The organism is Oceanobacillus sp. FSL K6-3682 (genome assembly GCF_037976165.1).
GTDB lineage: Bacteria > Bacillota > Bacilli > Bacillales > Amphibacillaceae > Oceanobacillus > Oceanobacillus sojae.
Genome location: NZ_CP150263.1, coordinates 935,905 through 962,589 on the forward strand (window position 1 = coordinate 935,905; position 26,685 = coordinate 962,589).

General features: G+C 38.9%; 25 protein-coding genes and 2 other annotated features. Of the genes, 8 read left to right on the plus strand and 17 right to left on the minus strand.

The annotated features are described in order from the left end of the window. Nucleotides 1-70 precede the first annotated feature (70 nt). Nucleotides 71-1,183, minus strand: a complete 1,113-nt coding sequence (gene ald / locus MHH51_RS04785; protein ID WP_339284764.1) for an alanine dehydrogenase — start codon at nucleotides 1,181-1,183, stop codon at nucleotides 71-73. 121 nt (nucleotides 1,184-1,304) lie between these two features. Further along, on the minus strand, nucleotides 1,305-2,552 hold the full coding sequence (locus MHH51_RS04790; RefSeq protein WP_339284765.1) for a PucR family transcriptional regulator: 1,248 nt from the start codon (nucleotides 2,550-2,552) through the stop codon (nucleotides 1,305-1,307). A gap of 234 nt (nucleotides 2,553-2,786) precedes the next feature. Here MHH51_RS04790 and MHH51_RS04795 point away from each other — a divergent pair, with 234 nt between their 5' ends. Further along, on the plus strand, nucleotides 2,787-3,890 hold the full coding sequence (locus tag MHH51_RS04795; protein WP_147210893.1) for a hypothetical protein: 1,104 nt from the start codon (nucleotides 2,787-2,789) through the stop codon (nucleotides 3,888-3,890). 148 nt (nucleotides 3,891-4,038) lie between these two features. Here MHH51_RS04795 and MHH51_RS04800 read toward each other — a convergent pair whose 3' ends face one another. Further along, the gene (locus tag MHH51_RS04800) at nucleotides 4,039-4,503 is read right to left on the minus strand and encodes a YueI family protein (protein WP_147210894.1); all 465 of its coding nucleotides are present in this window, start codon (nucleotides 4,501-4,503) and stop codon (nucleotides 4,039-4,041) included. A gap of 693 nt (nucleotides 4,504-5,196) precedes the next feature. Between MHH51_RS04800 and MHH51_RS04805 the strand changes: the two genes are divergently transcribed. Next, on the plus strand, nucleotides 5,197-6,138 hold the full coding sequence (locus tag MHH51_RS04805) for an MBL fold metallo-hydrolase (RefSeq protein ID WP_339286253.1): 942 nt from the start codon (nucleotides 5,197-5,199) through the stop codon (nucleotides 6,136-6,138). A 276-nt stretch (nucleotides 6,139-6,414) separates the two neighbouring features. Here MHH51_RS04805 and MHH51_RS04810 read toward each other — a convergent pair whose 3' ends face one another. Further along, entirely contained in the window at nucleotides 6,415-7,179 is a 765-nt protein-coding gene (locus MHH51_RS04810; RefSeq protein WP_156985681.1) for an exodeoxyribonuclease III, read from the minus strand. A gap of 1,188 nt (nucleotides 7,180-8,367) precedes the next feature. Here MHH51_RS04810 and MHH51_RS04815 point away from each other — a divergent pair. From MHH51_RS04815 to MHH51_RS04835, 5 genes are all read left to right on the plus strand, one after another. After that, on the plus strand, nucleotides 8,368-8,760 hold the full coding sequence (locus MHH51_RS04815) for a GntR family transcriptional regulator (RefSeq protein WP_147211278.1): 393 nt from the start codon (nucleotides 8,368-8,370) through the stop codon (nucleotides 8,758-8,760). Continuing rightward, a complete protein-coding gene (locus MHH51_RS04820) occupies nucleotides 8,753-9,442 on the plus strand; it encodes an ABC transporter ATP-binding protein (protein ID WP_339284767.1) in 690 nt (229 codons plus the stop codon). The genes MHH51_RS04815 and MHH51_RS04820 overlap by 8 nt, the downstream gene beginning before the upstream one ends. Then, entirely contained in the window at nucleotides 9,439-10,269 is an 831-nt protein-coding gene (locus MHH51_RS04825) for a hypothetical protein (protein ID WP_156985679.1), read from the plus strand. Before MHH51_RS04820 ends, MHH51_RS04825 begins: the two co-directional genes overlap by 4 nt. Before the next feature lie 5 nt (nucleotides 10,270-10,274). Beyond that, nucleotides 10,275-11,522 carry a hypothetical protein gene (locus MHH51_RS04830; RefSeq protein ID WP_339284769.1) on the plus strand — a complete coding sequence of 416 codons (1,248 nt, stop codon included), beginning with the start codon at nucleotides 10,275-10,277 and terminating at the stop codon, nucleotides 11,520-11,522. A 217-nt stretch (nucleotides 11,523-11,739) separates the two neighbouring features. Beyond that, nucleotides 11,740-12,126, plus strand: coding sequence for a VanZ family protein (locus tag MHH51_RS04835; RefSeq protein WP_339286255.1), 387 nt, complete (start codon nucleotides 11,740-11,742; stop codon nucleotides 12,124-12,126). 75 nt (nucleotides 12,127-12,201) lie between these two features. Here MHH51_RS04835 and MHH51_RS04840 read toward each other — a convergent pair whose 3' ends face one another. The 13 genes from MHH51_RS04840 to MHH51_RS04900 all read right to left on the minus strand — a co-directional run bounded on the left by MHH51_RS04840 (nucleotide 12,202) and on the right by MHH51_RS04900 (nucleotide 25,800). Then, nucleotides 12,202-12,327, minus strand: a complete 126-nt coding sequence (locus MHH51_RS04840) for a hypothetical protein (RefSeq protein ID WP_255473818.1) — start codon at nucleotides 12,325-12,327, stop codon at nucleotides 12,202-12,204. Between the two features lie 76 nt (nucleotides 12,328-12,403). Then, on the minus strand, nucleotides 12,404-13,006 hold the full coding sequence (locus MHH51_RS04845; RefSeq protein ID WP_339284771.1) for a TetR/AcrR family transcriptional regulator: 603 nt from the start codon (nucleotides 13,004-13,006) through the stop codon (nucleotides 12,404-12,406). 410 nt (nucleotides 13,007-13,416) lie between these two features. Then, entirely contained in the window at nucleotides 13,417-14,193 is a 777-nt protein-coding gene (gene trpA / locus MHH51_RS04850) for a tryptophan synthase subunit alpha (RefSeq protein ID WP_156985675.1), read from the minus strand. Then, nucleotides 14,180-15,391, minus strand: a complete 1,212-nt coding sequence (gene trpB / locus MHH51_RS04855; RefSeq protein ID WP_339284773.1) for a tryptophan synthase subunit beta — start codon at nucleotides 15,389-15,391, stop codon at nucleotides 14,180-14,182. Before trpB ends, trpA begins: the two co-directional genes overlap by 14 nt. A gap of 1 nt (nucleotide 15,392) precedes the next feature. Next, a complete protein-coding gene (locus MHH51_RS04860) occupies nucleotides 15,393-16,013 on the minus strand; it encodes a phosphoribosylanthranilate isomerase (RefSeq protein WP_339284775.1) in 621 nt (206 codons plus the stop codon). A 1-nt stretch (nucleotide 16,014) separates the two neighbouring features. Continuing rightward, nucleotides 16,015-16,806 (minus strand): indole-3-glycerol phosphate synthase TrpC, encoded by a 792-nt coding sequence (trpC, locus tag MHH51_RS04865; protein WP_339284777.1) that lies wholly within the window; start codon nucleotides 16,804-16,806, stop codon nucleotides 16,015-16,017. Beyond that, complete coding sequence (gene trpD, locus MHH51_RS04870) at nucleotides 16,807-17,832, minus strand: anthranilate phosphoribosyltransferase (protein ID WP_156985671.1); 1,026 nt, start codon at nucleotides 17,830-17,832, stop codon at nucleotides 16,807-16,809. Beyond that, complete coding sequence (locus tag MHH51_RS04875) at nucleotides 17,829-18,425, minus strand: aminodeoxychorismate/anthranilate synthase component II (RefSeq protein ID WP_339284779.1); 597 nt, start codon at nucleotides 18,423-18,425, stop codon at nucleotides 17,829-17,831. The genes trpD and MHH51_RS04875 overlap by 4 nt, the downstream gene beginning before the upstream one ends. Further along, nucleotides 18,409-19,809 carry an anthranilate synthase component I gene (gene trpE / locus MHH51_RS04880; protein ID WP_339284781.1) on the minus strand — a complete coding sequence of 467 codons (1,401 nt, stop codon included), beginning with the start codon at nucleotides 19,807-19,809 and terminating at the stop codon, nucleotides 18,409-18,411. The genes MHH51_RS04875 and trpE overlap by 17 nt, the downstream gene beginning before the upstream one ends. An 83-nt stretch (nucleotides 19,810-19,892) precedes the next feature. After that, nucleotides 19,893-20,150, minus strand: a binding site (T-box leader). A gap of 259 nt (nucleotides 20,151-20,409) precedes the next feature. Continuing rightward, nucleotides 20,410-20,647 (minus strand) — a binding site (T-box leader). A gap of 227 nt (nucleotides 20,648-20,874) precedes the next feature. After that, the gene (locus tag MHH51_RS04885; protein WP_147211265.1) at nucleotides 20,875-21,441 is read right to left on the minus strand and encodes a nitroreductase; all 567 of its coding nucleotides are present in this window, start codon (nucleotides 21,439-21,441) and stop codon (nucleotides 20,875-20,877) included. Between the two features lie 419 nt (nucleotides 21,442-21,860). Further along, the gene (locus MHH51_RS04890) at nucleotides 21,861-22,952 is read right to left on the minus strand and encodes an endospore germination permease (protein ID WP_339284784.1); all 1,092 of its coding nucleotides are present in this window, start codon (nucleotides 22,950-22,952) and stop codon (nucleotides 21,861-21,863) included. Nucleotides 22,953-22,970: 18 nt separating this feature from the next. Next, the gene (locus MHH51_RS04895; protein WP_147211263.1) at nucleotides 22,971-24,197 is read right to left on the minus strand and encodes a Ger(x)C family spore germination protein; all 1,227 of its coding nucleotides are present in this window, start codon (nucleotides 24,195-24,197) and stop codon (nucleotides 22,971-22,973) included. Next, a complete protein-coding gene (locus MHH51_RS04900; protein ID WP_339284786.1) occupies nucleotides 24,187-25,800 on the minus strand; it encodes a spore germination protein in 1,614 nt (537 codons plus the stop codon). Before MHH51_RS04900 ends, MHH51_RS04895 begins: the two co-directional genes overlap by 11 nt. Nucleotides 25,801-26,101: 301 nt before the next feature. On the opposite strand from MHH51_RS04900, the gene MHH51_RS04905 reads away from it, so the two are divergent. Further along, the gene (locus tag MHH51_RS04905; protein WP_147211261.1) at nucleotides 26,102-26,605 is read left to right on the plus strand and encodes an LURP-one-related family protein; all 504 of its coding nucleotides are present in this window, start codon (nucleotides 26,102-26,104) and stop codon (nucleotides 26,603-26,605) included. Nucleotides 26,606-26,685: the final 80 nt, after the last annotated feature.

Here is a 26,685-nt window from a genome sequence, read left to right on the forward strand (position 1 = left end):
CATATTGGAATGCTAAAAAGCCATCAGCTCTTTTGTAAGGAGTGATGACTTTTTAGATTTATTGTATTTTTTATAAAATATCTTTTACTGCAACATATTCATAATTTAAATCATTTGCAACAGCTTCATTTGTTACATGACCATTCATTACATTCACACCGCTGGCGATAGGTGCGCTGTTTTGAATGGCGTTCTCTACACCCTGTTTCGCAATATTAACAGCATAAGGTACAGTTACATTTGTCAGGCCGACTGTTGCAGTACGCGGAACGGCTCCTGGAATATTTGCAACGGCATAATGCAGGACATCATGCTTCACATAGATTGGGTCTTCATGGGTTGTCGGATGGTCAACTGTTTCAAAGTTACCTCCCTGGTCAATTGCCACATCGACAATGACACTGCCTGGCTGCATGGATTGAATCATTTCTTCTGTTACAAGCTTCGGTGCTCTTCTGCCTGGAATTAGTACTGAGCCAATAACGAGATCAGAATCTTTCACAGCTTCCCCGATATTTAATGGATTTGACATTAATGTTTGAATGCTTGAGCCGAAAATCTCTTCTAATTCGCGAAGACGCTGCGGATTTAAATCAATAATCGTTACATCAGCTCCAAGGCCGATAGCTACCCGTGCTGCATTTGTACCAACGACACCACCGCCAATAACCGTTACTTTTCCTCGTTTTACTCCAGGAATTCCACCAAGTAAAATGCCTTTTCCGCCTTCTGATTTCTCTAAATACTGTGCGCCGATTTGTGTAGCCATACGTCCGGCTACCTCACTCATTGGTGTCAGAAGTGGAAGTGACCTGCCTACAACGATGGTTTCATAGGCAATAGCTGTTACTTCTTTTTCTACCAGCTCTTCTGTTAGTCTCTTGTCAGCAGCTAGATGAAGATAGGTGAACAATACTAATCCTTTCCGGAAATAGCGATATTCTGATTCAAGCGGTTCTTTTACCTTCATAATCATATCAGAACGATCCCAGACGTCCCTGGCCTCTGCAATAATTTCTGCTCCAGCCTGCTTATATTCATCATCTGTAAAGCCGCTCCCTAAGCCGGCTTCTTTTTCAATAAGGATGGTTTGCCCGGATTGTACAAGGTTAACCACTCCAGCTGGTGTCATAGCAACACGGTTTTCATTATTTTTTATCTCTTTAGGAACCCCGATAATCATGTTTACTCGCCCCTTTGTTTATTGTTTATGCTTATTATGTTAACGCTTTCTTTGTGGGAAAACATTATGAAAATAAATGAATTGGGCCAATACCGTTTGTGTATTTACACAAACGGTACTGTTATTCTAGTTTATCAGCTAATAATTCTAAATAAACCGCTATTTTTTGATGCGGATTTTTTAAATCAAGCTTACTAATCTCATGAATCCTTTTTAAACGGTAATTCATAGTGTTTGGGTGGATAAACAAAGCTTTTGCTGTCTGAAGTACGTTAGAATCATACTCTAAATATGCTTCTAAAGTGTATAATAAGTTACTTTGCTGGCGCTCATCATACTTACGGAGCCGTTGAATGTATTTATTAGTATGATGCCGTTTTTGGCGATGTTCCTTTAATATGTCCACCCACTGAAATATGCCTAAATCTTCGTACAGAAAACAAGAAGACAGCTTATCCGGGAATTGCTTTTGTAAGGAAAGAGTCTGGAGTGCTTCTTCATAGGCCTGTGTCATATCTTTAGCTGAATGATAAATTTGACTTGCTGCGCCGTGCATGGAGGTCAGCTTCAGCTGTATACTTATTTTTTCCTGAAGCTGACTAATAAATTGATAAATCTTATCTGATGTATCGTCATCTTTCCATAAGCGAACTAATAGAATAAAATCCTGATCATCAAACAAACGAAAAATCGTATTGACCTGCATGACTGTTTCTGAAAGGTAGTAAGCATGTTTTTCAATTTGCGGTGTAATCTCATCTTCAAAACGGAAGACAACAATAGCCAAGCCGTCCTGCAATTTTATATTGAATTGTTTTTCATAGGATTGAATGGTGCTTGCGCTGACAAAGTCTGCTGTTAACAGCTGCCAGAAAAAATCTTTATAGGCTTGTTCTGTATTTCTCCTGCCAGGCAGCTTTTGCAGTATAAATTTTTTCACTTGACGGACAGCTTCTTTTAAGATTTCCAAATCATCTGCAGAATATTCCTTTTCTCCTGTGTGCGCCCAAATAAATCCTAATATTTCGTTCTGCTTCCAGATGGAAATGGCTATCCGGTTTCCCAGTCCAATTTCTTTAATTTCAGGTATAATGACAGGCTGATTACTGTCAATAAGCTTAGGCATTGCTCCGTTTTTCCATAATCCATTGATTACCTTATCGGGAACTTTCCGATTCATAATGGTACTTATTCTCGCTTCATCAATATTTTCAGTATGCTTACTATATGCTAGAACATGATGATTGGCATCCTCAATCGTAATTGGACATGCCAACACTTCGCTAATCATATCGGCGAGTGCATCTAAATCAGAAAAAGGCTGTCGAAGAGTTAATAGTTTATTAGTGTTTATGTTAGAATAATCCATAAAACGCACTCCTTTATAAGAGAAGCATTAATATTGATATGAAAAGCCTGCTTACATTATTTTTAATTAATTGAATAATTTGTATACTTGCTTTTTATTGTTAAAAAAACTATCATTTTTCATAAGCAGTCTTTTTGTATACTAAAAAATATATCTATCTCTATTTTAGTATATACATAGAAAGATTTCATCAAATACTTGTGTGACGAAAAAAGGAACAATAGGAGGAAGAACATGAAAAGAATAATGAAAATCTTTGTAATTGCAAGCGCATTCATAGGTGTGATTGTAGGGGCAGGTTTTGCTTCCGGACAGGAGGTGCTGCAGTATTTTACCAGCTTTGGAACATTAGGTATTCTGGCTGCCTTTGTTTCAACCGTGCTTTTTGCATATGTTGGTATGATGCTCGTCTGGCTGGGAAGCAGATCCCAGACATCCTCCTATAATGAAGTAATTTATAAGATCAGTCATTTTAAGTTTATCGAAAAGCTCACCCGTTTTAACCTTATTGGTGTGATTGTAGATGCTGTGCTTGTATTTACTTTATTTGGCGTAGGCGTCGTAATGATTGCAGGAGCTGGAGCAAATCTTAACCAGCAATTTGGATTGCCTCATGTTGTTGGCGCTGTCCTGATGGCAGTATTGGTGCTGCTGACGGGGATGTTAAAAGTAGATAAAGTTGTTGCTGTAATCAGCAGTATTACACCTTTCTTAATTTTATTTGTTATTTTTATTTCCATTTACAGCTTTTTTACGATGGATGGGTCGCTTGCAGAGTTAAATAGTACTGCAAAAAGTCATGGACCGAATTTTCCGAATTGGTTTGTAGCAGGCTTGAACTATGCTACCTTTAATACATCAGTTGGTGCAGCTATGTCTATTGTTATGGGAAGTGCAGAAAAGGATAGAAAAACAGCTGCAATTGGCGGATTAGTAGGGGGACTAGGATTAGGTGTCTTAATTCTGCTTAGTTATTTCGCGATTTTTGCTAAAATTGAAGAGGTTGGTAATTTCGAAATGCCGATGTTGGGCATTGTAAATAATGTCTCACCATTTTTAGGCATTATCATGGCGATTGTTCTATTTGGAATGATTTTTAATACTGCAATTAGTATGTTCTTTGCCTTTGTTGCCAGGTTTGCAGAAGTAGAAACGAAGAAATTTAACATTATTTTAGTTATAACTCTTGTAGCAGGATTTATCCTCAGTTTTGTCGGCTTTACAGATTTAGTTTCTAAATTTTATTCACTGATCGGCTACATGGGACTGGCATTGATTGTGGTATTGATTATCACACCGTTCCGAATGAAAAATATTGATTTTGATAACAAAAAATGAATCATATAATTTGAAATAGTAAGGAATATAAAGTGAAGATAAGTGCCGGCCATCTGGGAATTAGTTTAAATAATCTAAATTCCGATGACTGGCACTTTTTAGCATTTGTTTTATCCATACTGTTTTTATAATAGACCTAAAAATAGTACTAATGGAATAAATTTTTGAGCTTTGAAACGAATCCTTTTGGTGGATTACTGTTTTTTTCTTCTTCTTCTTTTTCATTTGGAGCTGATATGTCTTCTATATCCTTGAGGTAAATATGCTCTATATCTACAGCATAAGAGTATGTGAGTACTAAACCAATCTCTGTATCATTTTCCTGATTACTTACAGTTGTATGAGAAATGGAAAAACGGTCGGCGAGTGACTTTTCTTCTTTTAAAAATTGGTATGAAATATTCCCATTCAACAGCAGCTTTGCCTTTGGATGCTGCTTTAATTGACGCTCTAATTCCACAAGGCCTTTATTAGACATAACCTCTCCAATTGTTAAAACAAAAGCGATACGCTCACGCAATGTTCCAAGATATTTTTTCCGTTCACTTTCATTGGGCAGGCGTGTTCCATACATTCCTTCTTGAAGGTAATCATCCACATTCTTTTTACTCATTTTGTTTCATCCTTTTTATCCATTTTCAATTTACTGTTATATTTTGTACCAGTAAATATTATATTATCTATTCTCCATCTAATGTACCCTATTGTTGAATATCAAGCAAAGAAAATCATTCAAATTTCCTATTTTGGTTTTAACTCAAAATCAAGTGCAAGAAATAATTACTCAATTTTCGCACCTGAGAATTAGCATCTATACCTTCCTATTCCAGGATGAACATGTAGCCTGCTTGCATTTTGTTAAATCATCCTTCTATTTGAAATGGAGATTGTGTATAGCTCCTGTAACCAACCACTACAAATTCTGACGGGGTAAGTAATCCTCAGAACGCCTGAAATTTTAGTCTGCCATGAGGACGGCTTCAGCTAACTTGAAAAGAAAACCGCTTTTCAAGTGGATATTCAGATCGCCCTGTTCCCATAAGAGTCTAACTGGTTGGTCTACGCTCAGTTAAGCTTTTACAGCGAATGAAAGGAATCGTGGCGGGACATTTTTATATGCACCATGAAAAATATGTTCTTTACTGGTCTAATTTCTATTTGCTCCATTGTATTAAACAGTATAGAATCCGCCGCAGCGGTGGCATTGCTCCGTTATCTTATTTCTAGATAGAGTTTCTGAAAAGATGTTAAAATAAGTTTATATTATAGTAGAAAAATTTTGTAGAAATGGGGGATTACTATGAATCTGCATTCCAGAAAGCCAATAAAACTTCATCATGGTATTTCACTTATCGATGGATTTGATTTTGGTGTAAGCGGCAGAACTGGTTCGTATATCATTGAAGGGGACGAACTTACCATTGTTGAAACAGGTCCAAGCCCTGCTGTACCATATATTAAGAAAGGGCTAGAAGAGCTGGGGTATTCATTAGCTGATGTGAAGCATATTATTGTGACACATGTTCATTTAGACCATGCAGGCGGAGCGGGACGTTTATTAGCTTTATGTCCTAACGCTGTTTTATACGTTCATCCGAGAGGGAAAAGGCATCTGGTTGATCCTAAGAAATTAGCAGCTGGAGCACGGGCGATTTATGGAGAGCGTTTTTCCGAGCTATACGATCCGATTGTCCCGGCCGAGGAAGAAAGAATTGTGGAGAAAACAGAAGGAGATAGTTTACAAATTGGGGAAGAGCGGGTATTAGAATTCTGGGACACGCCGGGGCATGCCAAACATCATCTGAGCATCTATGATCCATTAAGTAATGGCATGTTTACGGGAGACACAGCAGGAATCCAATATGAACAATTATTTCCGCATGGAGTGAACTTCTTTTTACCATCTACTTCGCCAAACCACTTTGATCCGGCAGCAATGAAGCAATCTTTGCAGAAATTCCGTGAAAAACAATTGGATTATATCTATTTTGGACATTTTGGAGAAACTGATTTAGTAGAAGAAGCCTTGAAGCAGGCAGAGGCATGGCTGGATGTATTTGTTAAGGAAGCAAAAGCTGCGGTTGCTGAAGGACAGGGCTATGATGAGATTGCTAAACGTTTGTTGAAATATGTGCAATCCGAGCTCAGTGAGCAGGGGATTCAGGATGAGCATGAAGTTTATCAGATGATTAATGTAGATTTACAATTAAGTGCGCTTGGCATGGTTGATTATTTGCAAAAAAAATAAAAGAAATATGGAGGATCTACTTCCATATATGCTTACATACCAGCTGAAAATGGACGAATATATCTTCTGAATAAAAAAGAAGAAGAGGAGGCAGCTAAGGTACTTCCTTTTCTTCTTTTATGAAAGAGAGGCCGCCGGGGAATGCGAAAAAAAATAAGAATTATTACTATATTTTTGTTTGGTTTAATTATTGGGCTTTTTTTTATCCCCGAATTATTTCGGGCGTTTGACATCCAGTTTTTTAAATTCTTTGATTAAACCAATGTCTGTATAGATTTAATTTTCCTCCAGATTCATTTCCAAGCATACTGGACAATGATCGCTGCCAAGGGTATATCGATAAACCTCTAAGTTTTTCAGATATTTTTCTAATTGACTGGAAACAATAAAATAATCAATACGCCATCCAATATTTCTTTCGCGGATTGTTTTCATATAAGACCACCAAGTGAAAATATCATCGCGCTCTGGATAGAAATAGCGTAACGTATCTGTGAATCCATTGGCTAAGATGCGTGTCATTTTATCACGCTCCTCCTGAGTAAAGCCTGAATTACCATGATTTGTTTTATCATTTTTTAAATCGATTTCCTGATGCGCTACATTTAAATCCCCGCAATAAATTACAGGCTTTTCAGCGTCAAGCTCCTTCAAATAATCAAATATCCTGTCTTCCCATTCCAGACGTTCTTCAAGCCTGGTTAAATCCCGTTTTGAGTTTGGTGTATAGACATTGACAAGATAAAATTCTGGGTATTCTAATGTAATTATCCTTCCCTCTGGCTCTGTCTCTCCCTCTTGAAAACCGTAGGAAACACGCAGCGGTTTATGCTTGGTGAAAATAGCCGTCCCAGAGTAACCTTTTCGTTGTGCGTAATTCCAATATTGATAATAACCTTCTAAATCTAATTCAATTTGGCCTGTTTGCACCTTTGTTTCCTGTAAACAGAAAAAATCTGCATCTATTTCATGAAAGAAATCCAAGAAACCTTTGCGGACACAGGCGCGGATTCCATTGACATTCCATGTAACTAGCTTCATCTAAAATACTTCCTTCCTGCTTAATATCATACTGTTAGTAATTCTATCATATCCGCTTGAAAAAGGAATTTCTTTTGTATCAGCTGTTTTTGCAAGAGATGTATTATTAACTCAACTTTCACACCTTAAAAAATAACAAGCTTATCATAGAGACTGGAGTTGATCATTCTTTCCATCTATCCCTTGACAAAGCATAAATTCTATATAGAAAAAAGGTAATGCGTAAGGCACCGCTGCGGCGGACCGTTTTGCTTTCCTAGGGGCATGCTCTTCAGCTAACTTTTGCCAAGAAGAGCACTTGGCAAAAGTGGATCTTCAGATGATGCTAATCCCTCAGGAGTCAAAACGGTCCGCCTCCGCTAGAAGGGGGTTCTATACTGTTTAATACAACGGAGCCAATAGAAATTAGACCAGTAAAGAACATATTTTTCGTGGTGCATATAAAAATGTCCCGTCACGATTTCTTTCTGTTCATAAAAGCTATTCCCGATATTTACTATTCATGCTGTGTGGTGTGTCATAGTTTCAATTGCCACCTTAACCATTTGAAACACTAAAATGATCTTTTCATCAAGTAAAAACAATTATTTCATCCAACTCCATCTGGATATGATTCCTTTCATACGCTGTGGAAGCCTAACTTAGCGCAGATCAACCACGGAGACTCCTAAGTGGTTCGCAGGCTAAACCCGTGACTCCTGTCACAACGCCTGCACTTGCACGTCCTGGGACTGCGATTACTCGCCCATCGAAAACATTTGTGCATCGCAGGGCGAGCTGAAGATCCACTTGAAAAGCGGTTTTCTTTTCAAGTTAGCTGAAGCCGTCCCCATGGAAAGCGTAGTGGTTGGTTACAGGAGCTATACACAACCTTCATTTCAATAGTAAGATGATTTAACAATATGCAGGCAGGATAATGAAGAACATGTTCATCCTGGAGTAGGAAGGTATAGATGCTTATTCTCAGGTGCGAAAGTGGAGTTATTAATAAATAGTAATTTCTCCATTTTAAAAACCTGCTTAGCTTTAAAATATAAAAGATAATCTAATGTGAATTAAGAAATTTAAATTTTAATAAAGAAAATAGTTGTCTTTCTTGTGTATTATACATATAATACACTTACGAGATGTATCAATGTATTAATACAGCAGATATGTATGCACTAGAAGAATGAGGTGAGAAATTGGATGGCTATCCACTTTGATAAGCGAGAGGCTGTGTATATTCAGGTGATTAGGTATTTTAAAGAGCAGATTGCAATTGGAGAATTGAAATCTGGTCAAGAAATCCCTTCACGCAGAGAATTAGCACAGCAATTAAAAATTAATCCGAATACCGTACAGCGAGCTTATAAAGAAATGGAGGAGGAAGGCTTGATTTATACGGATGGAAATAAACCAAGTATCATCACAAAAGAAACGAAGCGTATTAAAGAAATTCGTGAAACTTTAATAACAGAAGCGATTGATCAATTTGTAGATCGTATCACCTCTTTGCAAATTCCAAAGGAACAGGTTTTTGAGCTTGTACAGTCAAAATTAAATGAACTGGGCGGAGAGGGTGAAATAAAGCATGATTAAATTAACCGGTATAGAAAAAAGGTATGGAAGAAAGTCAATTTTAAACGGGATTACTTTTGAAGCAGATAAAGGTCAGATTACTTGTCTTATCGGAATTAATGGTGCCGGCAAAACGACCATTCTTCAATCTATTATGGGTCTGACACCTTATCAAAATGGCGAGATTACGATTGATGGTGAAAAATTATCCCCCGCAGTAATGGAGAAGGTAACATATATTCCGGATGCGATGACGCTTCTGCCTAAAATGCGGATAAAGGATGCTTTTCAATTTATGAGGGATTTCTATCAAAATTGGAATGATGAACGGGCAAAGGAAATATTAAAATTTTTTAAGCTCAAAGAAGAAGAACGTATTTCACAATTGTCTAAAGGAAATACAGCGAAGGTGAATTTATTAATGGGGCTGGCGATGGATGCAGATTACATATTAATGGATGAGCCATTCTCCGGGATAGATATCTTCAGCCGGGAGCAGATTGCAGACGTATTTTCCAGTCATTTGGTAGAGGACCGCGGTGTGATTATAACAACACACGAAATCAGTGATATTGAGCATTTAATTGATAAGGCTGTTTTATTAGCTGATGGAGTTGTGAGAAAAGAATTTATGACGGAGCAAATAAGAGAAGAAGAGGGCAAATCCGTTATCGATGTGATGAGGGAGGTATATCAGGGATGAAGCTTTTTGGAAAGCTGGTAAACTTTGAATTTATGCGTTTTTTACCGATTTATATTACTTTGTTAGTGGTGGTATTTTTGATAGAGGCTGCCAGTGTAATATTTTATGCTTTTATGGTGAAATCTGAAATTACGGAAAGCATCGTTAAACACGGGTTATCCAAAGAGCAGTTCCTTCAAGACAATGGGTATGCTTCGATGATAAATATATTGTCCAGCTTTATATTTAGCTTGCCTGTTGTCATTGCAGCAGTGACTATATTTATTTATATTTTATTTATCTGGTATCGGGATTGGTTGGGAAAGAATACCTTCATTTACCGTCTGCTGATGCTGCCGGTAAAACGTATTCAGTTGTTTTTCTCAAAAGGAGCAGTTATTCTGATGCTAGTATTTGGGCTAGTTGCTTTTCAAGTAGCTATCCTGCCTGTATTGCAAGTCATATTAAAGCTGATTATCCCGGTGGATTACCGGTTAGATTTAACCACCCAGGGCATGGTTAGAAGCTTATATTATTTAAGATTCCTGCTTCCAGAGAATTTTATTGATTTTATTATTAATTACGGTTTCGGTATAGCCTTCGTTATCGTACTGTTTACCATGATTTTAATTGAACGCAGTTACCGTTTCCGTGGTGTATTTATAGCAGTTTTTTATGGAATTGGGACGTTAATTCTGGTGTTCTCACCATATATTTTGCAAATAATCATGAAGGACTATTTTTTTGATAATGAGCTCTTGTGGATGCAATTTGCAATAGCAATTGTCCTTTCCATCATATCGATTTTCCTTAGTAATCATTTATTAAATAGAAAGATAAGGGTGTGATAGAGATGAAACATGTAAAACGTTATTTAACCATATATATTGCATTAATTTTCATCTCCGTTATCATCATCGGCTTTTACTTAATAGATAAGGAAGAGGTTGATTTTAATTGGAAAACAGTATCAGGGGATGAAGAGGCTGTAAAAGATGTTTTAATCTATGGTGATGCACAACGCAGCTACTACTCACCATATTATAATGTAGTACCAGATCCCTTTCGTTTATCTTTAGAAGAATCAAAGCGGATTGAACTTGGAAGAGGAATGCATTATGGCTGGTACTATCAGGATTTGCAGATGGAAAAGTATGTTAAAGAATATAAAAGCTTTATGCGCGGGAAAAACACTTGGAGTGAGAACTTTATAGAAACAGAAAACCAGCTTATTTATGTAGATGTAGACAATTTAGGCTGGGGAATCGATGAATCGAATGATATTCATATAGAAATACTTGATAAAGAAACAGATGAGGTAAACGAATTTGAACTTTCTGTCGAAGAAAATCAACGGATCTATGGTGTGAATTCTATAAGTGTCAATGATAATAAATTATATGCCCAGGTATATATGGAAGGGCAGTATGATGAGATGACTGATATTTATCAGGATGAGGATGCGATTCTTGTCATTGATTTAAATAATCAAACTTTAGAGGATATCAAGTTCCCGGCAAAAGATATTGAGCAAAAAGAAGGGATATATACTACTTTAATCTATCAAGACAGCGGTTTGATTAACGGAGAAATGAATTATCTCTATATCTATGATGAATATAAAGTAGATCAGAACGGCGGTTATATAGGAGATTCTCCGCTCAAATATGAGTTGCGACTATATAATGTAGGGGAGGATAGTTTCAAATCCGTTGACCTTCTTGGAGACTCATTATATGAAGGAGAATTTCTTCGCATCTATGATGGAGCTGTTTATGTGGGGTTGCTGCAAAGAGATAATTACATTTTAACAAGATTTGATGAGAATTTAGAGGAAAAGGACGTTGTTTTTGAAGAAAATGTGTTAAATGGCGACTTAGAAATCAATCCAGAGGATGTTTATCCATTAACTGCTATCCGGAATGGGTACTTCTATATTGCATTTCCTGCATTTTCTACACTAACTGCGACTGACGTTTCCATAAACGTGTTTGATTTGGGGACAGGGGAAAACGTTTATCAAGGCATCATTCAAGCGGCAGATTCTATGAAGCAATATCAGTATTTTGAATTAAATCAGATGGAATTTGAGGATGAATAAAAATAAAATGCAGAATAGAGGGAGAACCTTTATTCTGCATTTTACTAGTAAAGCTAGGTGGTGAATTTTTGCTATTAAGTATTGTATAGCTCAGTTTTATTTTTATATCAATCCTTATCTTTTACATAGTTTATAAATTAATCAGGAAGAAATTTGATTATCTGTCTACAGAAATTATTCATATGGTATTTCTATTTTATATATTTATATTAGTTACATCGTATGGTTTTATTTGCCCATAGCATTAGGATATATAACTATAAATGCAATTCCTTTTTATACAATCGGTGGATATGTGAAAGCTATTTTTGCTGGTGATATTTCTATTCGGATTGCCGGGGCTAATTTGTTAGGGAACATCTTGCTTACAATACTGATTGGAGCTTATTTGTGCTTTAATCGAATTTCTTTAAAAAAGACAATAACTGCAGCAATTTTGATTCCAGTCGTTATTGAGCTTGGAAAGCTTTTACTCCATTATATAGGATTTGCCACAAGGTCAGTGGATATAGATGATATTATTCTAAACTTTATTGGGGTTCTTCTGGGTTATTATCTGGCAAAGAAATGCGGGTTTGTAAAAAAGTCAAAGTATATAGATTAGGTGCTTACTATGGGGATAGATAAAAAAATAACGCCTCAGTGCTTCCGGATGGAGTGCTGAGGCGTTATTTATAAATTATCTGATGCCAGCGCGAATTGTATCGTATTCAACAGCTAAGCGTTCACGTAGTAAATGCTCTTCATTTTGCATATAAATATCCTGTTGTGCTTTACGCTTACGTCCAAAAAGTTTCTTTAACATATATTTCACCTTCCTTTTTAAAAATGACCGGTCAGTTTCTTAATGTATGTGAAGCAAAAGGAAAAGATGTGTACTTTTATTGAATATATGCCATAAACACGTTTTCCATCTCTCTGATATGAGATTCCAGCTTTTTAACATCATAGCCGATTACTGCATGCAGCCATATTCCATCATGTAAAGACCAAAACATGGCAGTTGCCTGTTCCACATCTAAATCCTGTCTAAGCTCGCCTCTTTTTTTACCATCAGTGATGATGGCTATTGTCATATCAACCATTGCGTCAAAGCGTTTTGACAGAATTTCCTTCAGCTTAGGTGAATCAGCGGAGTAGAGCCAAAATTCAATGTGAACACGCATAAATTTCTTTTTATCCAGGCTGTAAGGAATATCTTCATGAATCCAGTGCTGTAATTTTTTCGTCGGACTATCTATTTTATCCAGCTTTTCTTTTAAATGCTCCATAGACTCTGTGCGTTTCTTTTCAAGTAAATGGATAAAGATATCTTCTTTACTCTCAAAGTAGTTATAAACAGAGCCTTTGCTCAGATTAGCGTAACGAACTATATCATCAACAGTTGATGCATAATATCCTTTGGAGGAGAAACATTCGAGTGCTGCTTCCAGCAAATGATCTCTCCTTGCTTTTTTCGCTTCCTCAGAAATTCGCGGCGCCATCTTCTTCACCTTCTTTTCCGCATAGATAATAGACAGCTTTTTATCTGCAAGGAAATTTCCGGGAAGATAAACTGTCTATCCAATACGTCAGATTAGTTAATGAATATTTTATAACCTAAACTTGGTCGGGTTAAAAGTCTGTTTATTAAAACTGACTGGTTAGTCTTTTTAGATGATATAGTATTTTATGCTGAATGACAAGTATTTTGCTTGAAAATATATGAAGGAATTGTAACGGTACAATTTTGAACGGGAAGAAAAAAAAACAGGAGCTGTGTATGGCATACAGCTCCCTCAAGGCATGGGTTGTTGTGATGGTTTGAATCAATGACAACGTTGTCTAGATTCTAATATAGTTTATGCAATAAAAAAATGGTTGTCTCGTCACTTATATCAATGCAAACATACATTTATTTAATCGTCTCGCCAATTAATTCCCTAATTTCCGTTTGTTTTCCTTCTGCAAACAAGTGTACAATCTTACTGCCTACAATAACACCATCACAATAAGCGGATAAGTATTTTGCCTGATCCGGATTAGAAATTCCGAAGCCGGCCAGGACAGGTACAGAGCTCAGTTCAGTTAATTTTTCTAAATAGTGAAGTGTGCTTTCTTCATGCTGTGCACGCTCGCCGGTAGTGCCGCTGACAGAGACGGCGTATAAAAAGCCTTCTGACATTCCTGCGATTTTCTTCAGGCGTTCATCTGGACTTGTCATCGCAGCTAACCGGATAAAGGCGATACCATTAGCGGAAAGCTGTGCTGCAATATCTTCTTCCTCTTCCATTGGGATATCCGGGATAATAATGCCGTCTACTCCTGCAGCATCACAGTCTTTAGCAAATTGTTCATAGCCATAGTTCCAAATAGGATTAATATAGGTCATTAAAATAATTGGGATGCTCCGAGATTCTTTTTGCTTACGTACCTCATCCAGGACAAGCTTTAATGTCGTTCCATTCTGTAATGCACGCAGCCCGGCATCTTGAATGACAGGGCCATCTGCCACTGGATCGGAAAAAGGAATGCCCAGTTCAATCGCAGATGCACCACATTCTGCTAGGAAGTTAATGCGTTCATTGATTTGATCAATGCCGCCGTCACCTGCCATCATATATGGAATGAAAAGAGGCTTTCCGGTTGCTTTTATCTGATTTAATGTATTTTCTAATTTATGCTTTCCCATTGGAATCCTCCTCCAGTTTTGCTTTGACTTGTTCTACATCCTTATCTCCGCGTCCGGACAGACAGATAACCAATGACTGATCAGAGGACATTTCTCCTGCCAGCTTGCAGGCATAGGCAACTGCATGCGCACTCTCTAGTGCAGGGATAATTCCTTCTAATTTGGCAAGCAGCTGAAAGGCTTCTAATGCTTCTTCATCTGTAATGGAAGGATAGGTAACACGGCCGGTATCATACAGGTGGCTGTGTTCCGGCCCAATACCAGGATAATCTAATCCGGCAGATATAGAGGCTGCTTCCTGAATCTGACCGGCTTCATCCTGCAGCAAATAAGTAAATGTACCGTGCAGCATCCCGGGAGACCCGCCAGTTAACGTGGCTGCATGTTCATTGGTGTCAACGCCTTTCCCTGCTGCTTCGACACCATATAAAGCAACTTCTTTATCCTCCACAAAAGGATAGAACATCCCCATTGCATTGCTCCCGCCGCCAACACAGGCTACGATAGCATCTGGCAGCTTCCCTTGCTTTTCCAGACTTTGCTGCTTTGTTTCGGAACCAATAACCGATTGAAAATCCCGGACAATGCGGGGGAAGGGATGAGGCCCGACAACAGAGCCGATGATATAATGGGTGTCGTGAACATTATTAACCCAATAGCGTAGAGCCTCGTTCACGGCGTCCTTTAATGTTGCACTTCCTTGAGAGACACCAACAACCTTTGCTCCTAAAAGCTCCATTCGAAAGACGTTGAGCTTCTGCCTTCTAATATCCTCGTTGCCCATAAAAACGATACACTCTAAACCAAGCAGAGCGCAAACGGTTGCTGTAGCTACACCGTGCTGACCGGCTCCTGTTTCAGCGACAACTTTCTTTTTGCCCATCCGCAAAGTCAGAAGCGCCTGTCCGATGGTGTTATTAATTTTATGAGCCCCGGTATGATTGAGATCCTCCCGTTTTAAATAAATTTTTGGTCCGCCTAAATGCTTGCTTAATTGCTCTGCCTCATACAACGGAGTCGTTCTGCCAATGTATTCTGTCAGATAGTTATTTAATTCCTCCTGAAAAGAAGGGTCTTTTTTTGCTGCTTCATATGCTTCTTCAAGCTCTAAGACAGCTGGCATAAGTAATTCGGGTATATATCTGCCGCCGAATTTGCCGTATTTTCCTGATTCATCTGGGAATGTGTATGTTTGCATATTATTGATTCCTTTCTACAGTTCTTTTTGCTGCGTGGATAAATGATTTTATTTTATCCAGATCTTTTTTTCCGTTTGTTTCTACACCGCTGGAAACATCCACACCAATCGGGTTCACCTGTTTAATGGCTTCAGCAACATTTTCCGGTGTCAGTCCTCCTGCTAAAATCAGTTTGTCAGAAAAGTCAATTCCATTTAAGATGGACCAGTTGAATGTAGTCCCGTTCCCTCCGTGTGCATGGGGCAGGGGAGGACTATCCATCAGCAGATAAGAAACAGCATCATATTGAGCCGTCTTCTTTAATCCTTCCTCTGTACCGGGAAGTGATTTAATGACCGGATATGTGAGCTGGGAGACGACTTGAGCAGATTCTTCTCCATGCAGCTGTATAAAATCAAGTCCTGCTTCCTGAGCGATTTCTTCTATTTCCTGTACATCTTTATTTACAAAAACACCAACGCTTTTTACATGGTCAGGCAACGTTGCAATAATTTCTCGTGCTTGATCTATAGAGACTTCACGCTTGCTTTTCGCAAAAACAAATCCTAAAAAATCTGCTCCAGCATGGACTGAGACCTGTGCAATTTCAGGAGATGTGATCCCGCAGATTTTAACAAGCATATCAGGAAGCCCCTTTCGCAGAGGAGAGTGGTACCTGCAGTGCCTGCATATCTTTTTCCACATTATCTGAACGCATCAGCGTTTCACCGACCAGAATGGTATTAGCACCGGCGTCTCTTGCCAGCTCTGCATCTTCTTTCGTGCGCATACCGCTTTCAGATATAATGGTAAGTCCCTTTTCATCTATTTGCTGAACAAGCTCTGTGGTTGTTTGTAAATCCACTTCAAATGTTTTTAAATTGCGGTTATTAATACCGACGATTTTTGGACTGACTGATAGTGCATCTTTTAATTCATCCGCATTATGGACCTCACATAATACCTCGAGGCCCTGCTCTATCGCATAGCTGTATAGACGCTGAAATCGTTCAAGCGGAAATGCAGCGAGGATTAACAGAATAATGGATGCCCCTGCATTTTTTGCATCATCGATTTGAATCTCATCAATAATAAAATCTTTGCACAGAACTGGCACGGAAACAGCTTCACTGACAGCCCTGAGATCTTCTAAGGAACCGTGAAAAAAGCTTTCATCCGTCAAAACAGAAATCGCAGCTGCGCCGGATTGTTCATATTGTTTTGCTTGCTCCAGTATATCCATGTCCATTTGAATCGGCCCTTTGGAAGGGGAGGCCCGTTTGATTTCTGAAATAATGGATATATGATCGGCTGCCTGGACTTTTTCATGCAATGAATAAATTGGATTTGTTCGAGTATATTTCCCGTCTGCCTGTAATTTCCGCTGGGCGATCTCCTGTTTTTTCTTATCAATTATTTTTTCTAAAAAAGTCATTTAAACCACCTCACGTTTTATTTCCTGACTGTATTGAACTAATGCATTCAATCTTGCTTTTGCATTTCCGGAGAATACACTGTCTTTAGCAACTTCGACTCCATCTTTAATTGAATCGACATTCCCGGTGGCAAATAAAGCGATTGCTGCATTAAACAGAACTGTATCCAGGTATGCTCCAGGCTCCCCATTTAATACAGAGAGCAGAATTTTTGCATTGACCTTGGCATCGCCGCCTTCAATTTTCTGATTGTCATATACGGATAAACCAACTTCTTCTGGATGGATAGATCCATCTTTTAATTCGTTGTCTTCCAGTAAAATAAATTTATTCTCACCCTGGAGAGAGGCTTCATCCATACCGCCTGCACCATGAATGACCAGTGCCCGTTTTCTGCCAAGCGTTTTTAAAGATTTTGCCACAATTGGCAATGCTTCATTGGAATAAACGCCTATCAGCTGTGAGCTTAAAGCAACAGGATTAGTTAAAGGACCCACTAAATTGAAAATGGTCGGTGTACGAAGCTTCTGACGTACGCCGGCAATTTGTTTCAGGGTTGGATGAACATGCTGTGCGAATAAAAAGGCAATTTGATTCTCCTTCAGCATATATTTGAGCTGTGATTTTGTCAGATTCAGAGAGACTCCCAGTTCTTCTAATACATCTGCACTCCCGGTCTGGCTGGAAATACGGCGGTTTCCATGCTTAGCAACAGTAATACCGGCACCTGCTAAAACAAATGCTGAACAAGTACTGATATTAAAGCTGTTAGAACGATCTCCGCCTGTTCCGCAGTTATCCATTGCTGGAATTCCCAATTCAAATTGGAAAGGGGAGCTGGTATGAATCACTTCCGCCAGACCGGCCAGCTCTTCAGCTGTCGGCTGCTTCATTTTTAAAGCAACTAAGATGGCAGCAAGCTCAGTATCTGAAACATCCTCCTGGAAACAGGCATTAAATAATGCCTTTGTTTCTTCAAATGATAAGTTATTTCCTTCGAGTAATTGACTGAAATGCGGTTTCATTGGGTTACTTCCTCCTTCTGCTTTATCACTTTCTCAACAAAATGAGAAATAATTCGTTTTCCATCCAGTGTTCCGATTGACTCAGGATGGAATTGCAATCCATAAACTGGGTACACTTGATGTGTTACACCCATAATTTCATCATCATCTAAAGCAGTTGCTGTAATACGTAGTTCAGATGGTACCGAGATTTGCTCCGCGGCAAGAGAGTGATAACGCATCACCTCAACTGGATTAGAGAGATCTTGGAACAGTCCAGAGCCATCATGCTGAATCAGCGATGTTTTTCCGTGCTTAATGGTAGAGGCCTGAATAACTCTTCCGCCCAGAGCTTCCATGATCACTTGATGGCCTAAGCAGATTCCAAGTATCGGCAGCTGTTTATAAAAGGACTGCACGATATCAATACAGTTTCCGGCATCCTTTGGAGAACCTGGTCCAGGTGAAATAATAATAGCTTCGGGCTCTAATGATTGGATGGTTTCCAGAGTGACTTCATTATTACGGATTACTTCAACGTGTACGCCACATTCGGAAACATATTGATACAGGTTATATGTGAAAGAATCATAATTATCAATTAATAGAATCAAGTTCAGGCACCTCCATAAAAGATCTTCCTTTGTTAATGGTTTCCATATATTCATTGAACGGAACGGAGTCATATACGATACCGGCTCCAGATTGAAAATAAGCTTTGTTCCCCTTCATAACGATGGAGCGGATGGCAAGTGCAATATGCACATCATGTTCAAAGTTGATAAAGCCGATTCCACCGCCGTAAGGACCGCGTTTTATTGTTTCCAGTTCATTAATGATTTGCATCGCCCGAATTTTCGGTGCTCCTGATACTGTTCCAGCGGGGAGACAAGAGATAAGAGCATCAATCCCTGAATAATCGGAACGTAATTCCCCTGTAACCTCTGAAACAATATGCATCACATGCTGATAACGCTCAATTGTCATATAGACTGGAATTTCGATACTGCCTACCTCGCAGACGCGGCCTAAATCATTTCTGCTTAAATCAACAAGCATCCGATGCTCTGCCCGTTCTTTTTCATCGGCAAGCAGCTCTTCAGCGAGTGCCTGATCTTCCAGTTCGTTCTGTCCCCGTTTTCTTGTTCCTGCAATAGGATTGGTGACAACACGGCTTCCATTTGTTTCTATCAAACTTTCCGGGGAAGCACCGAGTACGGTATAGTCCAGAAAGTCAATATAGAACATATATGGGGAAGCGTTATATCTCCGTAATTGCTCGTAGAAGGAAAGTCCGAACTCTCTTTCATTTTCAATCTCTCTTGAAAAACGCTGGGATAAAACAACCTGAAAAATTTCACCTTTTTGTAAGTAATCCTTGGCAATCTGTACGTTCTCTTCGAATTTTCTCTGGTCGGTTTCCGGAGTGAAAGCATATTTTTGTGGTTCAGGAAGTACAGTATATTTGGCCCGCTCCACATATTGCTTCAGTTTTTGAATACGCTGCGCACGTTTTTCTTCTGCATCGCCGTTCCAGTCGATAGCGATAAAATGCAATTTATTTTCTTCATGGTCGAAAATAATCGTATCCTCAAAAAGCATCAAATGAATATCCGGCATATCCCGATCATCAAATGGAGATGGACCAATATCTTCAAAAGATTGAATGGTATCATAGCCGATATACCCGACTGCTCCGCCATAGAAGGGGAGGGGAAGAGATAATTTAATTTTCGGCATAATCTCCTGTAAGAAATGCAGCGCGTGCTGGTGTACAACAAGCGGTTCTACATGAGAATCGCTGATAAGCATAGTTTCTTTTCCACGCCCGATAATTTCCTGGTAAGGGTGAAGACCGATAAAGGAATAGCGCCCTTTTTCTTCATGCGGAAAGCTGCTTTCCAACAGGTATTTTTTTGCTTTTGGCAAGATTTGAAAAACTTGAATGGGAATTAATCCATCTATAGAACAGGTTTGATGTGTTATATGTGCAGTCATGATTATCTCTCCTTTATATTTGAAGATTCTGTGATTAATATTATGAAATAAAAAAAGTCCTCTATAAACACAGCTATGTGCTTATAGAGGACGATGGGGCCGCGGTGCCACCTCTGTTTAGAAAGAATACTCTTTCTATCTTTATCAGGTACTGAAAAAATTCAGATACCCTATCCGTATAACGTCGGAAATACGTTTTTTCCTACTCAGGTACAGATGCACCATTTAAGAAAAACACTCTGAAGTCCATTCAATAATCCCTGCATACTGATATTCCACCCAGTTATCAGCTCTCTGTTATGCAGTGCAGATTATTTACTACTCTTCATCATCGCTTATCATATAGGAGGTTCAAAAAGTCCAATAAAAATGACGCTGCTAGAAAAGAATCTTCTACTAAGAACGCCCACGTCGTGTGGGCAACGTAGAAGTTATCACATCCTGTGAAAGCTCGTTAGCTTGCTTTTCCGTGGCGCCATGTATCTAAAAATATACATTCCGCTACTCAAAACGGCGCTTCCTCGAACTTCTCGGTCTTTTTCATCGTACTTTTTGAACATTTATTTTTCCTGAAATCAAAAAGGCCCCTCATCCATATATAAAAAGGACGAGGGACCGTGGTACCACCTTTATTAGCTGACATGCAGCTCACTCTAAAAGAAGACTACTATCTTCTAAGTTTCCATAACGGGAAACCATTCCGCCAAAGCCTACTCCGATTATGTTTCGGTTTGGAGCTCCGAAGTCCATTCATTACAAGGATACTCACTGATTCACAGCGGCCATCAGCTCTCTTGAGAGTTCACCTGTAATTACTATTCTTCATCAACGCCACATCATTTAATTATTGAAATTAATACTAAACGAAGAGACGGGCACTTGTCAATAGATTTATAGAAAAAAATAAAATTATCTGATTTTATTATCTTTAAGTGTGTGTTCAAAAAGTCCGATAAATAGGATCAAGAAGTTCAAGGCGACGAGCTTTTTCCAAACGGAGCGTATGCTTTATAATACGTGAGTATTGGAAAAAGCTCGTCAACGTAGAAATTCGCCGTGTCATTTTTATTGGACTTTTTGAACATCCTCTTCAAATACTTCAAATTTATCTGCCAAAGGAATACGTTCTTTCTCCTCAGGTGTTTCATCAAAATAACCCATATGAATAAAAGCGGCGATTTTCTCATTGTCCTTCACATGGAGAATCTCTTTTACTTTCTCATCATAGATATGTGGATTCGTTTTCCAAACGATACCAAGCTTCTCTTCCCATGCCAATAGCCAAAAATTCTGAATCATGGCGGAGACAGCACCAAAGTTTTCATCCCATTGCTTTGGTATATCGGAAGTCTCCATGATGACAACAAGAATGGCATTTGGCTCATTTAAGTAATTTTCACGATTTTCTTGTCTTTCTTCAGGATATGTAGCAGCAACTTTTTTAGCAAAACCGGGAAGGTGATCTTTATCAACAAATACAAAGCGCCATGGCTGCCTCATCCCATGGGTGGGAGCCCAGATGGATTCCTCCAATAATTGCATCACAGTTTCTCTCGTTACTTTCTTATCATTGTATCCTTTTTTGATGGCGCGACGTTCACGAATTAATTTTGCAAGCTCTGTTCGACTCATAAAATAAACCCCTATACAATTTAATTGATAACAGTTATCAATTAAATTGTAACGAATTTATAAAATCTTTGCAAATGTATTTTAAAATTAAAATGACAAATCATAAAATATTATCTCGAAGGCAGGAGAATGTATTTTCTAATCTCCTTTTTTTCGATTTCGCCGTTTTTGTAAAAAAGAAAGTAAAGGGTCAACAAATAAGAAGAGAAGAAGCATATACATGATTGCTAATTCAGGAATTTCCATTACATATAAAGGATTCAGAGATCTAAAAGTGGGCATTTCATATCTATTCAAATAATCAATCCCTAAGGAAACGCCAGTTAGAATGATGAACATGAACAAACAAATACCAATGATTTTCACTTTATTACACTCTCCAATCAATATTTAAATATCTTTCCGTTAATATAGGCACTCTATTCTTTTTTTCTGTTTTTGATAAAGGCGATGATAAGCAGCAAAACAGGAAGAATAATTTGAAAAGGGAGCTGTGCATAGAGCGGAAATATCTTTAACCCTTCTTCAATATGCTCAGAGTAATTACTCGCAATAACCATGGATAAAAATAAAACTGTCATCCCCATCGGATAAGCCAGCTTAGAGGGTTTTTTAATATCAAACAAACTGGAAGCACCGATGACAGCACAGTATGTATATACTGTAACTTTAAAGAATCCCCCAATTACCAGAGCAAGAATAAAGATAACGTCCAGACGTTGTAAAAATCCGCCGACTTGAATAGACTGAATGGTTGTTAATAATGGAAAAAGGGAGCGTTCAATAAGAGGTACACCGAGAACACTTATATTCAAAACCGTGGTGAAAGCGAGAGCGGCGCCGGTTATACTGATTGCCGCTACACCTGTTTTTCCCATTTTTTTTGCTTGATTTAAATAGGGGAAAATCATTGTAAATACGATGATTTCGCCAAAGGGAACATACAGAGTTTCTGTAAAGACAGTATTTAATACTTTTGATGAATCTTCAAAGGCCGGTCTTAAATTTGAGACATCAATCAAACCTGAGATAGCAATAAGGAGAAACAGAAAGAATGCAAGCATAATCATGATGACAAAAAGCAGTTCCCCTGTTCTGGCAACTACTTCAATGCCTTTAAACACAGTGTAAATAACCACAAGGATCATCATAGCGCACGCAACGAATAGAGGGGTTTCCGGAAAGGCAAAAGACAGCAGCATAACACCAAATTCCCGCAATACTCTCGCAGCACAGTATAAAAAGAAGAGAATATATAAGAATGCCAGGATTCTTCCTAAAAACTTCCCAATCAGTTTCTCTGTATAGTCCGTCAGCAAGAGTGAAGGATAATACAGGTAAAGCGCCCGATAAATAAAAAATAAGAAGATGCTTACCACCGCCGCAATCAGAATTACTAACCAGCTGTCACGCCCCGCTTTCATTCCAAGAGGAATCAGCAGCGAATTGCTTAGCTGAAATAAAATCATAAGGATAAACAATTGACTTGTGCTGATTTTTGCCTTTTCCATACACGAATTCCCTCCTTTTTAGTCGCTTTTCTTGTTCAAATCAAAAAGATACGGGTTGTTTCTCATCCCTGTACGGCGAATAAAGGCTTCCACTGTCACATCGACATCCAATGCAGGAAAATAAACATCCTGCCATTCCTGCTCAAGTTTCTTCCAATTATCTGGTTCAGATTGATGCAGCTTTTCTCCGAAGCCAAAGATATCGGTTTTGGTTTTCTGTGCTTCCTGGATTGTTGCTTCTGCTTCATCCTTAATTTTCTCCTGCAATACTTTCTCAATCCGTAACAATACATGCGGGTCGGTCACATTAACTGGCACCTCTATCGCGCGAAGATCTCCTTCTGCACGAATTTTCACTGAAATTACTGGCTTACCGCCTTTTGTTTTTGCTTCTACATTTGTTTTTTGGCGTATGACTTTATAGGAGATGGCTTCTTTTTGTCCCTCCCAATCAATATCTACAGGTGCCTGCTGGATTTGGTCTAATACCCATAACGTTCCTTCACTCTTTTCGCCCTCAATCCAGTTTACCAGCTTCCCTTCTTTAAAAACGCCAATACCATTTACTTCAATTGTTGCTGCCCCTTCCGATGATTGAAGCTGTTCCATGGTTTTTGCTTTCTCGATATCTCCTGATACAATGAATCCGCTTACTAGCGGCTCTTTTCCTGTTGAAACAGCAGCCTTGATGAATTTCTGCAGATTGGTAGCTATATTTTCTCCGTACAGTTTTTCAGTGAAGTCTAAAGACTTAATTGCTTTTTCTGCAGGGACCTGATCAATAGCCGTTAAAACCTGAACGAAATCACCTGCTTTGATATCCCGGCTGATCACTATATTTGTCGTTGTCCGAAATTCAAGGCCGCGCTCCATTGCATCTAAAATAGAGGAAAGTCCCTCTTCCCTGGCAAGCTCTTCACTGATAACCAACAGGCTGGTATGTGCAAAATAGAGATCTCTTGAAACCTTTGTGGATGCATTATCAGCTACTTCCAGCGGATTTCCTCCTGTTGCAGTATAAGTGGCAATGCTTGGCTTTTGCCCGGATGCTCCCCCTTGAAGCGCCCCGGGCACGTTCATTGGATTGATTAATTGAAAAGTGCCGACATACGTACCGTCTTCCTTTTTATCAAGCGCATAGGCTGAGACAATTGCTAATTCTTTTAATTCGATACTGCTCCAGCACCCGGAAAGGAAAGGGAGACAGACTGCCACGAAAAAAGAAATTATCCATTTACGATTCATTTTTATCTCCTTCTTTCGTATCCGCTCTGACCATTCGCCGTTTTAAAGGCGGCAGAGGTTTTTGGTTCTTACCTTGGCGAACTGGATTTTGGGGATGAAGGGATTCTGGTCTTTCATTGAATGACCAGATTGGACCGCGAATAATGGTATCCTTTAAGCTTTTCCATTCCAATGGTGCCAATGGGGTCAGATAAGGAATCCCAAATGAACGCAAGCTGGCGAGATGGACAATCAGCATAATTAAGCCAAGGATGATACCGTAAAATCCGGCAATCGCTGCGCTTAGCATAAAAGCAAAGCGTAGCAGACGGGCAGAAATAGCGATGTCATAATTGGGAGTGGCCAGACTGGCAATCGCTGTAGTTGCAACGACAATAACCATTGCCGGAGAGACAATCCCGGCCTGAATAACCCCTTGCCCAATGACAAGCGCCCCAACAATCGAGATGGTCGCGCTGATTTTATTCGGCATCCTTAAACCGGCTTCCCGCAAAATCTCAAAAGTGACTTCCATAATCAGCGCTTCTACAATCGCTGGAAAAGGTACGGATTCGGTCTGTGAAGCAATAATAATGAGCAGGTCTGTTGGGATCATTTCCTGATGAAAGGTTGTAACTGCCACGTAAAAAGCAGGACCAATCAAAGAAATCAAAAACATGAAAACGCGCAGCATCCGAATCAAAGTACTAATCGGGAAGCGCACGTAATAGTCTTCCGGCGTTTGGAAGAATTGAATCATGACAGCAGGAACAATTAACACATGAGGAGTTCCGCTGACAAAAATAGCCACCCTGCCTTCCAGTAAATTGCCGGCAACCGCATCAGGCCGTTCAGTATGAGTGATTGTTGGAAACAGCCCGGAACTCTCATCTTCAATTACCTGTTCAATATAACCTGAATCCAGAATGGCATCGAGATTCACCCGTGCCAAGCGTTGGCGGACTTCTTTCACTATGTCGGTATCGACTATGCCATTGATATACATAATGGAAAGGTCTGTGTTCGTCTGTTTTCCGAGATTCATGGATTCTACCCATAAATTCGGATTTTTAATAATTCGGCGCACGAGTGCAGTATTAGTGTTAATGGATTCGGTAAACCCTTCTTTAGATCCGCGTAATGTTATTTCAGAATCAGACTGTTCAACGAGGCGTCTTTCTCCGCCTCGGGTACTTGCAATCAGTGCTTCATTTTTTCCATCTGCGAGAATAACGGTGTCCCCGGAAAGCAGAGCCAAGAATAAGGAATCCCAATCTTTCAGGGTTTCCAAGCTGCTGACGGCAACAACTTTTTCGGAAAAAACCTTGAAAAGATCTTTTTCCTCCAGTTTTTCTTGAACACTATCCTCCATGGATTGCACCAAAAATTCATTAATCGTTGGATTGTCTACCAGCCCGTCTACATGAACAATAGCAGTAGACACCTCGGGATCATGACTAAAAGTAAGCATGCGGATAATGATATCTGGACTATTTCCAGTTTTTTGTTTGATGATATTCAGATTTTCGGTAATCGAAGTGCCAATGCTTTTTTGTTCAACTTTTTCTAAATCTTTCCTTTGCTCTTTAGGTTTCATTTTTTTTAGAAATTTACGATAGGACATAACATCGGACACCTCGTTGTTTTGATTATCCCTAATTTGTTCAGAAAATAACTTTTTATGCACAATCTGGACTTTGTGATGTGGAAGAAAGTTACTTTTTTAGTTGGCTTGTTGAAAAGCCGAAAATACTTTGGAAGCTGTAATAAGTTTCAGCCAGACAGTATAATTTGATAAAATCCCTATAAGAGTGAAACCTTATAGGGAGAATTTTAGTATTAAATAATACCTTATCATTTGAATCTGTATGTAAGACAAACGTATTTAGATTTAAATAAAAGCAGTATATCAAAGGAGGTAAATCATGAAACAATTATATATAAAGCAAAAGGTATTCAGCTTCAATGAAAAGTTTACAGTGAAGGATCAACAGGAAAAAGATGTCTACTTTGTGGCAGGCAGCTTTATGCGAATTCCAAAGACGTTCTCTATTAAGGACGCAAGAGAGGAGGAAGTAGCACACATAACGAAAAAAACATTCAGCTTTTTGCCGAAGTTTTTTGTGGAGGTAAATGGGCAGGAAGTGTTAGCGATTAAGAAGGGAATTTCCTTCTTTAAAGCACGCTATTCAATTGATGCGGCAGGTATTGAGGTACGTGGTAACTGGTGGGATATGCGCTTTCAGGTGTATCAGCATGGCGAACTCGTCGGAGAAGTAAGTAAGGAGTGGTTTACCTGGGGAGACAGCTACAAGGTGCAGGTAGTGAATGAAGAGATGGAAACCACCATTATTGCACTTGTTGTCGCTATTGATTGTGTGAAGGCTGACGAGAAAGGGGCGGCTTCAGCAACAACGTTCACGAATTAAGCTGTGGATTTAATTCAATACATGAAATAAGCTCTCATCCGACTGATGATTATCATAGGGGATGGGAGCTTATAAAATAT

What these genes read in the sequence shown, in the direction of transcription:
- ald (WP_339284764.1), bottom strand. Translation starts at nt 1,183, where the DNA reads ATGATTATCGGGGTTCCTAAAGAGATAAAAAATAATGAAAACCGTGTT.
- MHH51_RS04790 (WP_339284765.1), bottom strand. Translation starts at nt 2,552, where the DNA reads ATGGATTATTCTAACATAAACACTAATAAACTATTAACTCTTCGACAG.
- MHH51_RS04795 (WP_147210893.1), top strand. Translation starts at nt 2,787, where the DNA reads ATGAAAAGAATAATGAAAATCTTTGTAATTGCAAGCGCATTCATAGGT.
- MHH51_RS04800 (WP_147210894.1), bottom strand. Translation starts at nt 4,503, where the DNA reads ATGAGTAAAAAGAATGTGGATGATTACCTTCAAGAAGGAATGTATGGA.
- MHH51_RS04810 (WP_156985681.1), bottom strand. Translation starts at nt 7,179, where the DNA reads ATGAAGCTAGTTACATGGAATGTCAATGGAATCCGCGCCTGTGTCCGC.
- MHH51_RS04815 (WP_147211278.1), top strand. Translation starts at nt 8,368, where the DNA reads ATGGCTATCCACTTTGATAAGCGAGAGGCTGTGTATATTCAGGTGATT.
- MHH51_RS04820 (WP_339284767.1), top strand. Translation starts at nt 8,753, where the DNA reads ATGATTAAATTAACCGGTATAGAAAAAAGGTATGGAAGAAAGTCAATT.
- MHH51_RS04825 (WP_156985679.1), top strand. Translation starts at nt 9,439, where the DNA reads ATGAAGCTTTTTGGAAAGCTGGTAAACTTTGAATTTATGCGTTTTTTA.
- MHH51_RS04830 (WP_339284769.1), top strand. Translation starts at nt 10,275, where the DNA reads ATGAAACATGTAAAACGTTATTTAACCATATATATTGCATTAATTTTC.
- MHH51_RS04840 (WP_255473818.1), bottom strand. Translation starts at nt 12,327, where the DNA reads ATGTTAAAGAAACTTTTTGGACGTAAGCGTAAAGCACAACAGGATATT.
- MHH51_RS04845 (WP_339284771.1), bottom strand. Translation starts at nt 13,006, where the DNA reads ATGGCGCCGCGAATTTCTGAGGAAGCGAAAAAAGCAAGGAGAGATCAT.
- trpA (WP_156985675.1), bottom strand. Translation starts at nt 14,193, where the DNA reads ATGGGAAAGCATAAATTAGAAAATACATTAAATCAGATAAAAGCAACC.
- trpB (WP_339284773.1), bottom strand. Translation starts at nt 15,391, where the DNA reads ATGCAAACATACACATTCCCAGATGAATCAGGAAAATACGGCAAATTC.
- MHH51_RS04860 (WP_339284775.1), bottom strand. Translation starts at nt 16,013, where the DNA reads ATGCTTGTTAAAATCTGCGGGATCACATCTCCTGAAATTGCACAGGTC.
- trpC (WP_339284777.1), bottom strand. Translation starts at nt 16,806, where the DNA reads ATGACTTTTTTAGAAAAAATAATTGATAAGAAAAAACAGGAGATCGCC.
- trpD (WP_156985671.1), bottom strand. Translation starts at nt 17,832, where the DNA reads ATGAAACCGCATTTCAGTCAATTACTCGAAGGAAATAACTTATCATTT.
- trpE (WP_339284781.1), bottom strand. Translation starts at nt 19,809, where the DNA reads ATGACTGCACATATAACACATCAAACCTGTTCTATAGATGGATTAATT.
- MHH51_RS04885 (WP_147211265.1), bottom strand. Translation starts at nt 21,441, where the DNA reads ATGAGTCGAACAGAGCTTGCAAAATTAATTCGTGAACGTCGCGCCATC.
- MHH51_RS04890 (WP_339284784.1), bottom strand. Translation starts at nt 22,952, where the DNA reads ATGGAAAAGGCAAAAATCAGCACAAGTCAATTGTTTATCCTTATGATT.
- MHH51_RS04895 (WP_147211263.1), bottom strand. Translation starts at nt 24,197, where the DNA reads ATGAATCGTAAATGGATAATTTCTTTTTTCGTGGCAGTCTGTCTCCCT.
- MHH51_RS04900 (WP_339284786.1), bottom strand. Translation starts at nt 25,800, where the DNA reads ATGTCCTATCGTAAATTTCTAAAAAAAATGAAACCTAAAGAGCAAAGG.
- MHH51_RS04905 (WP_147211261.1), top strand. Translation starts at nt 26,102, where the DNA reads ATGAAACAATTATATATAAAGCAAAAGGTATTCAGCTTCAATGAAAAG.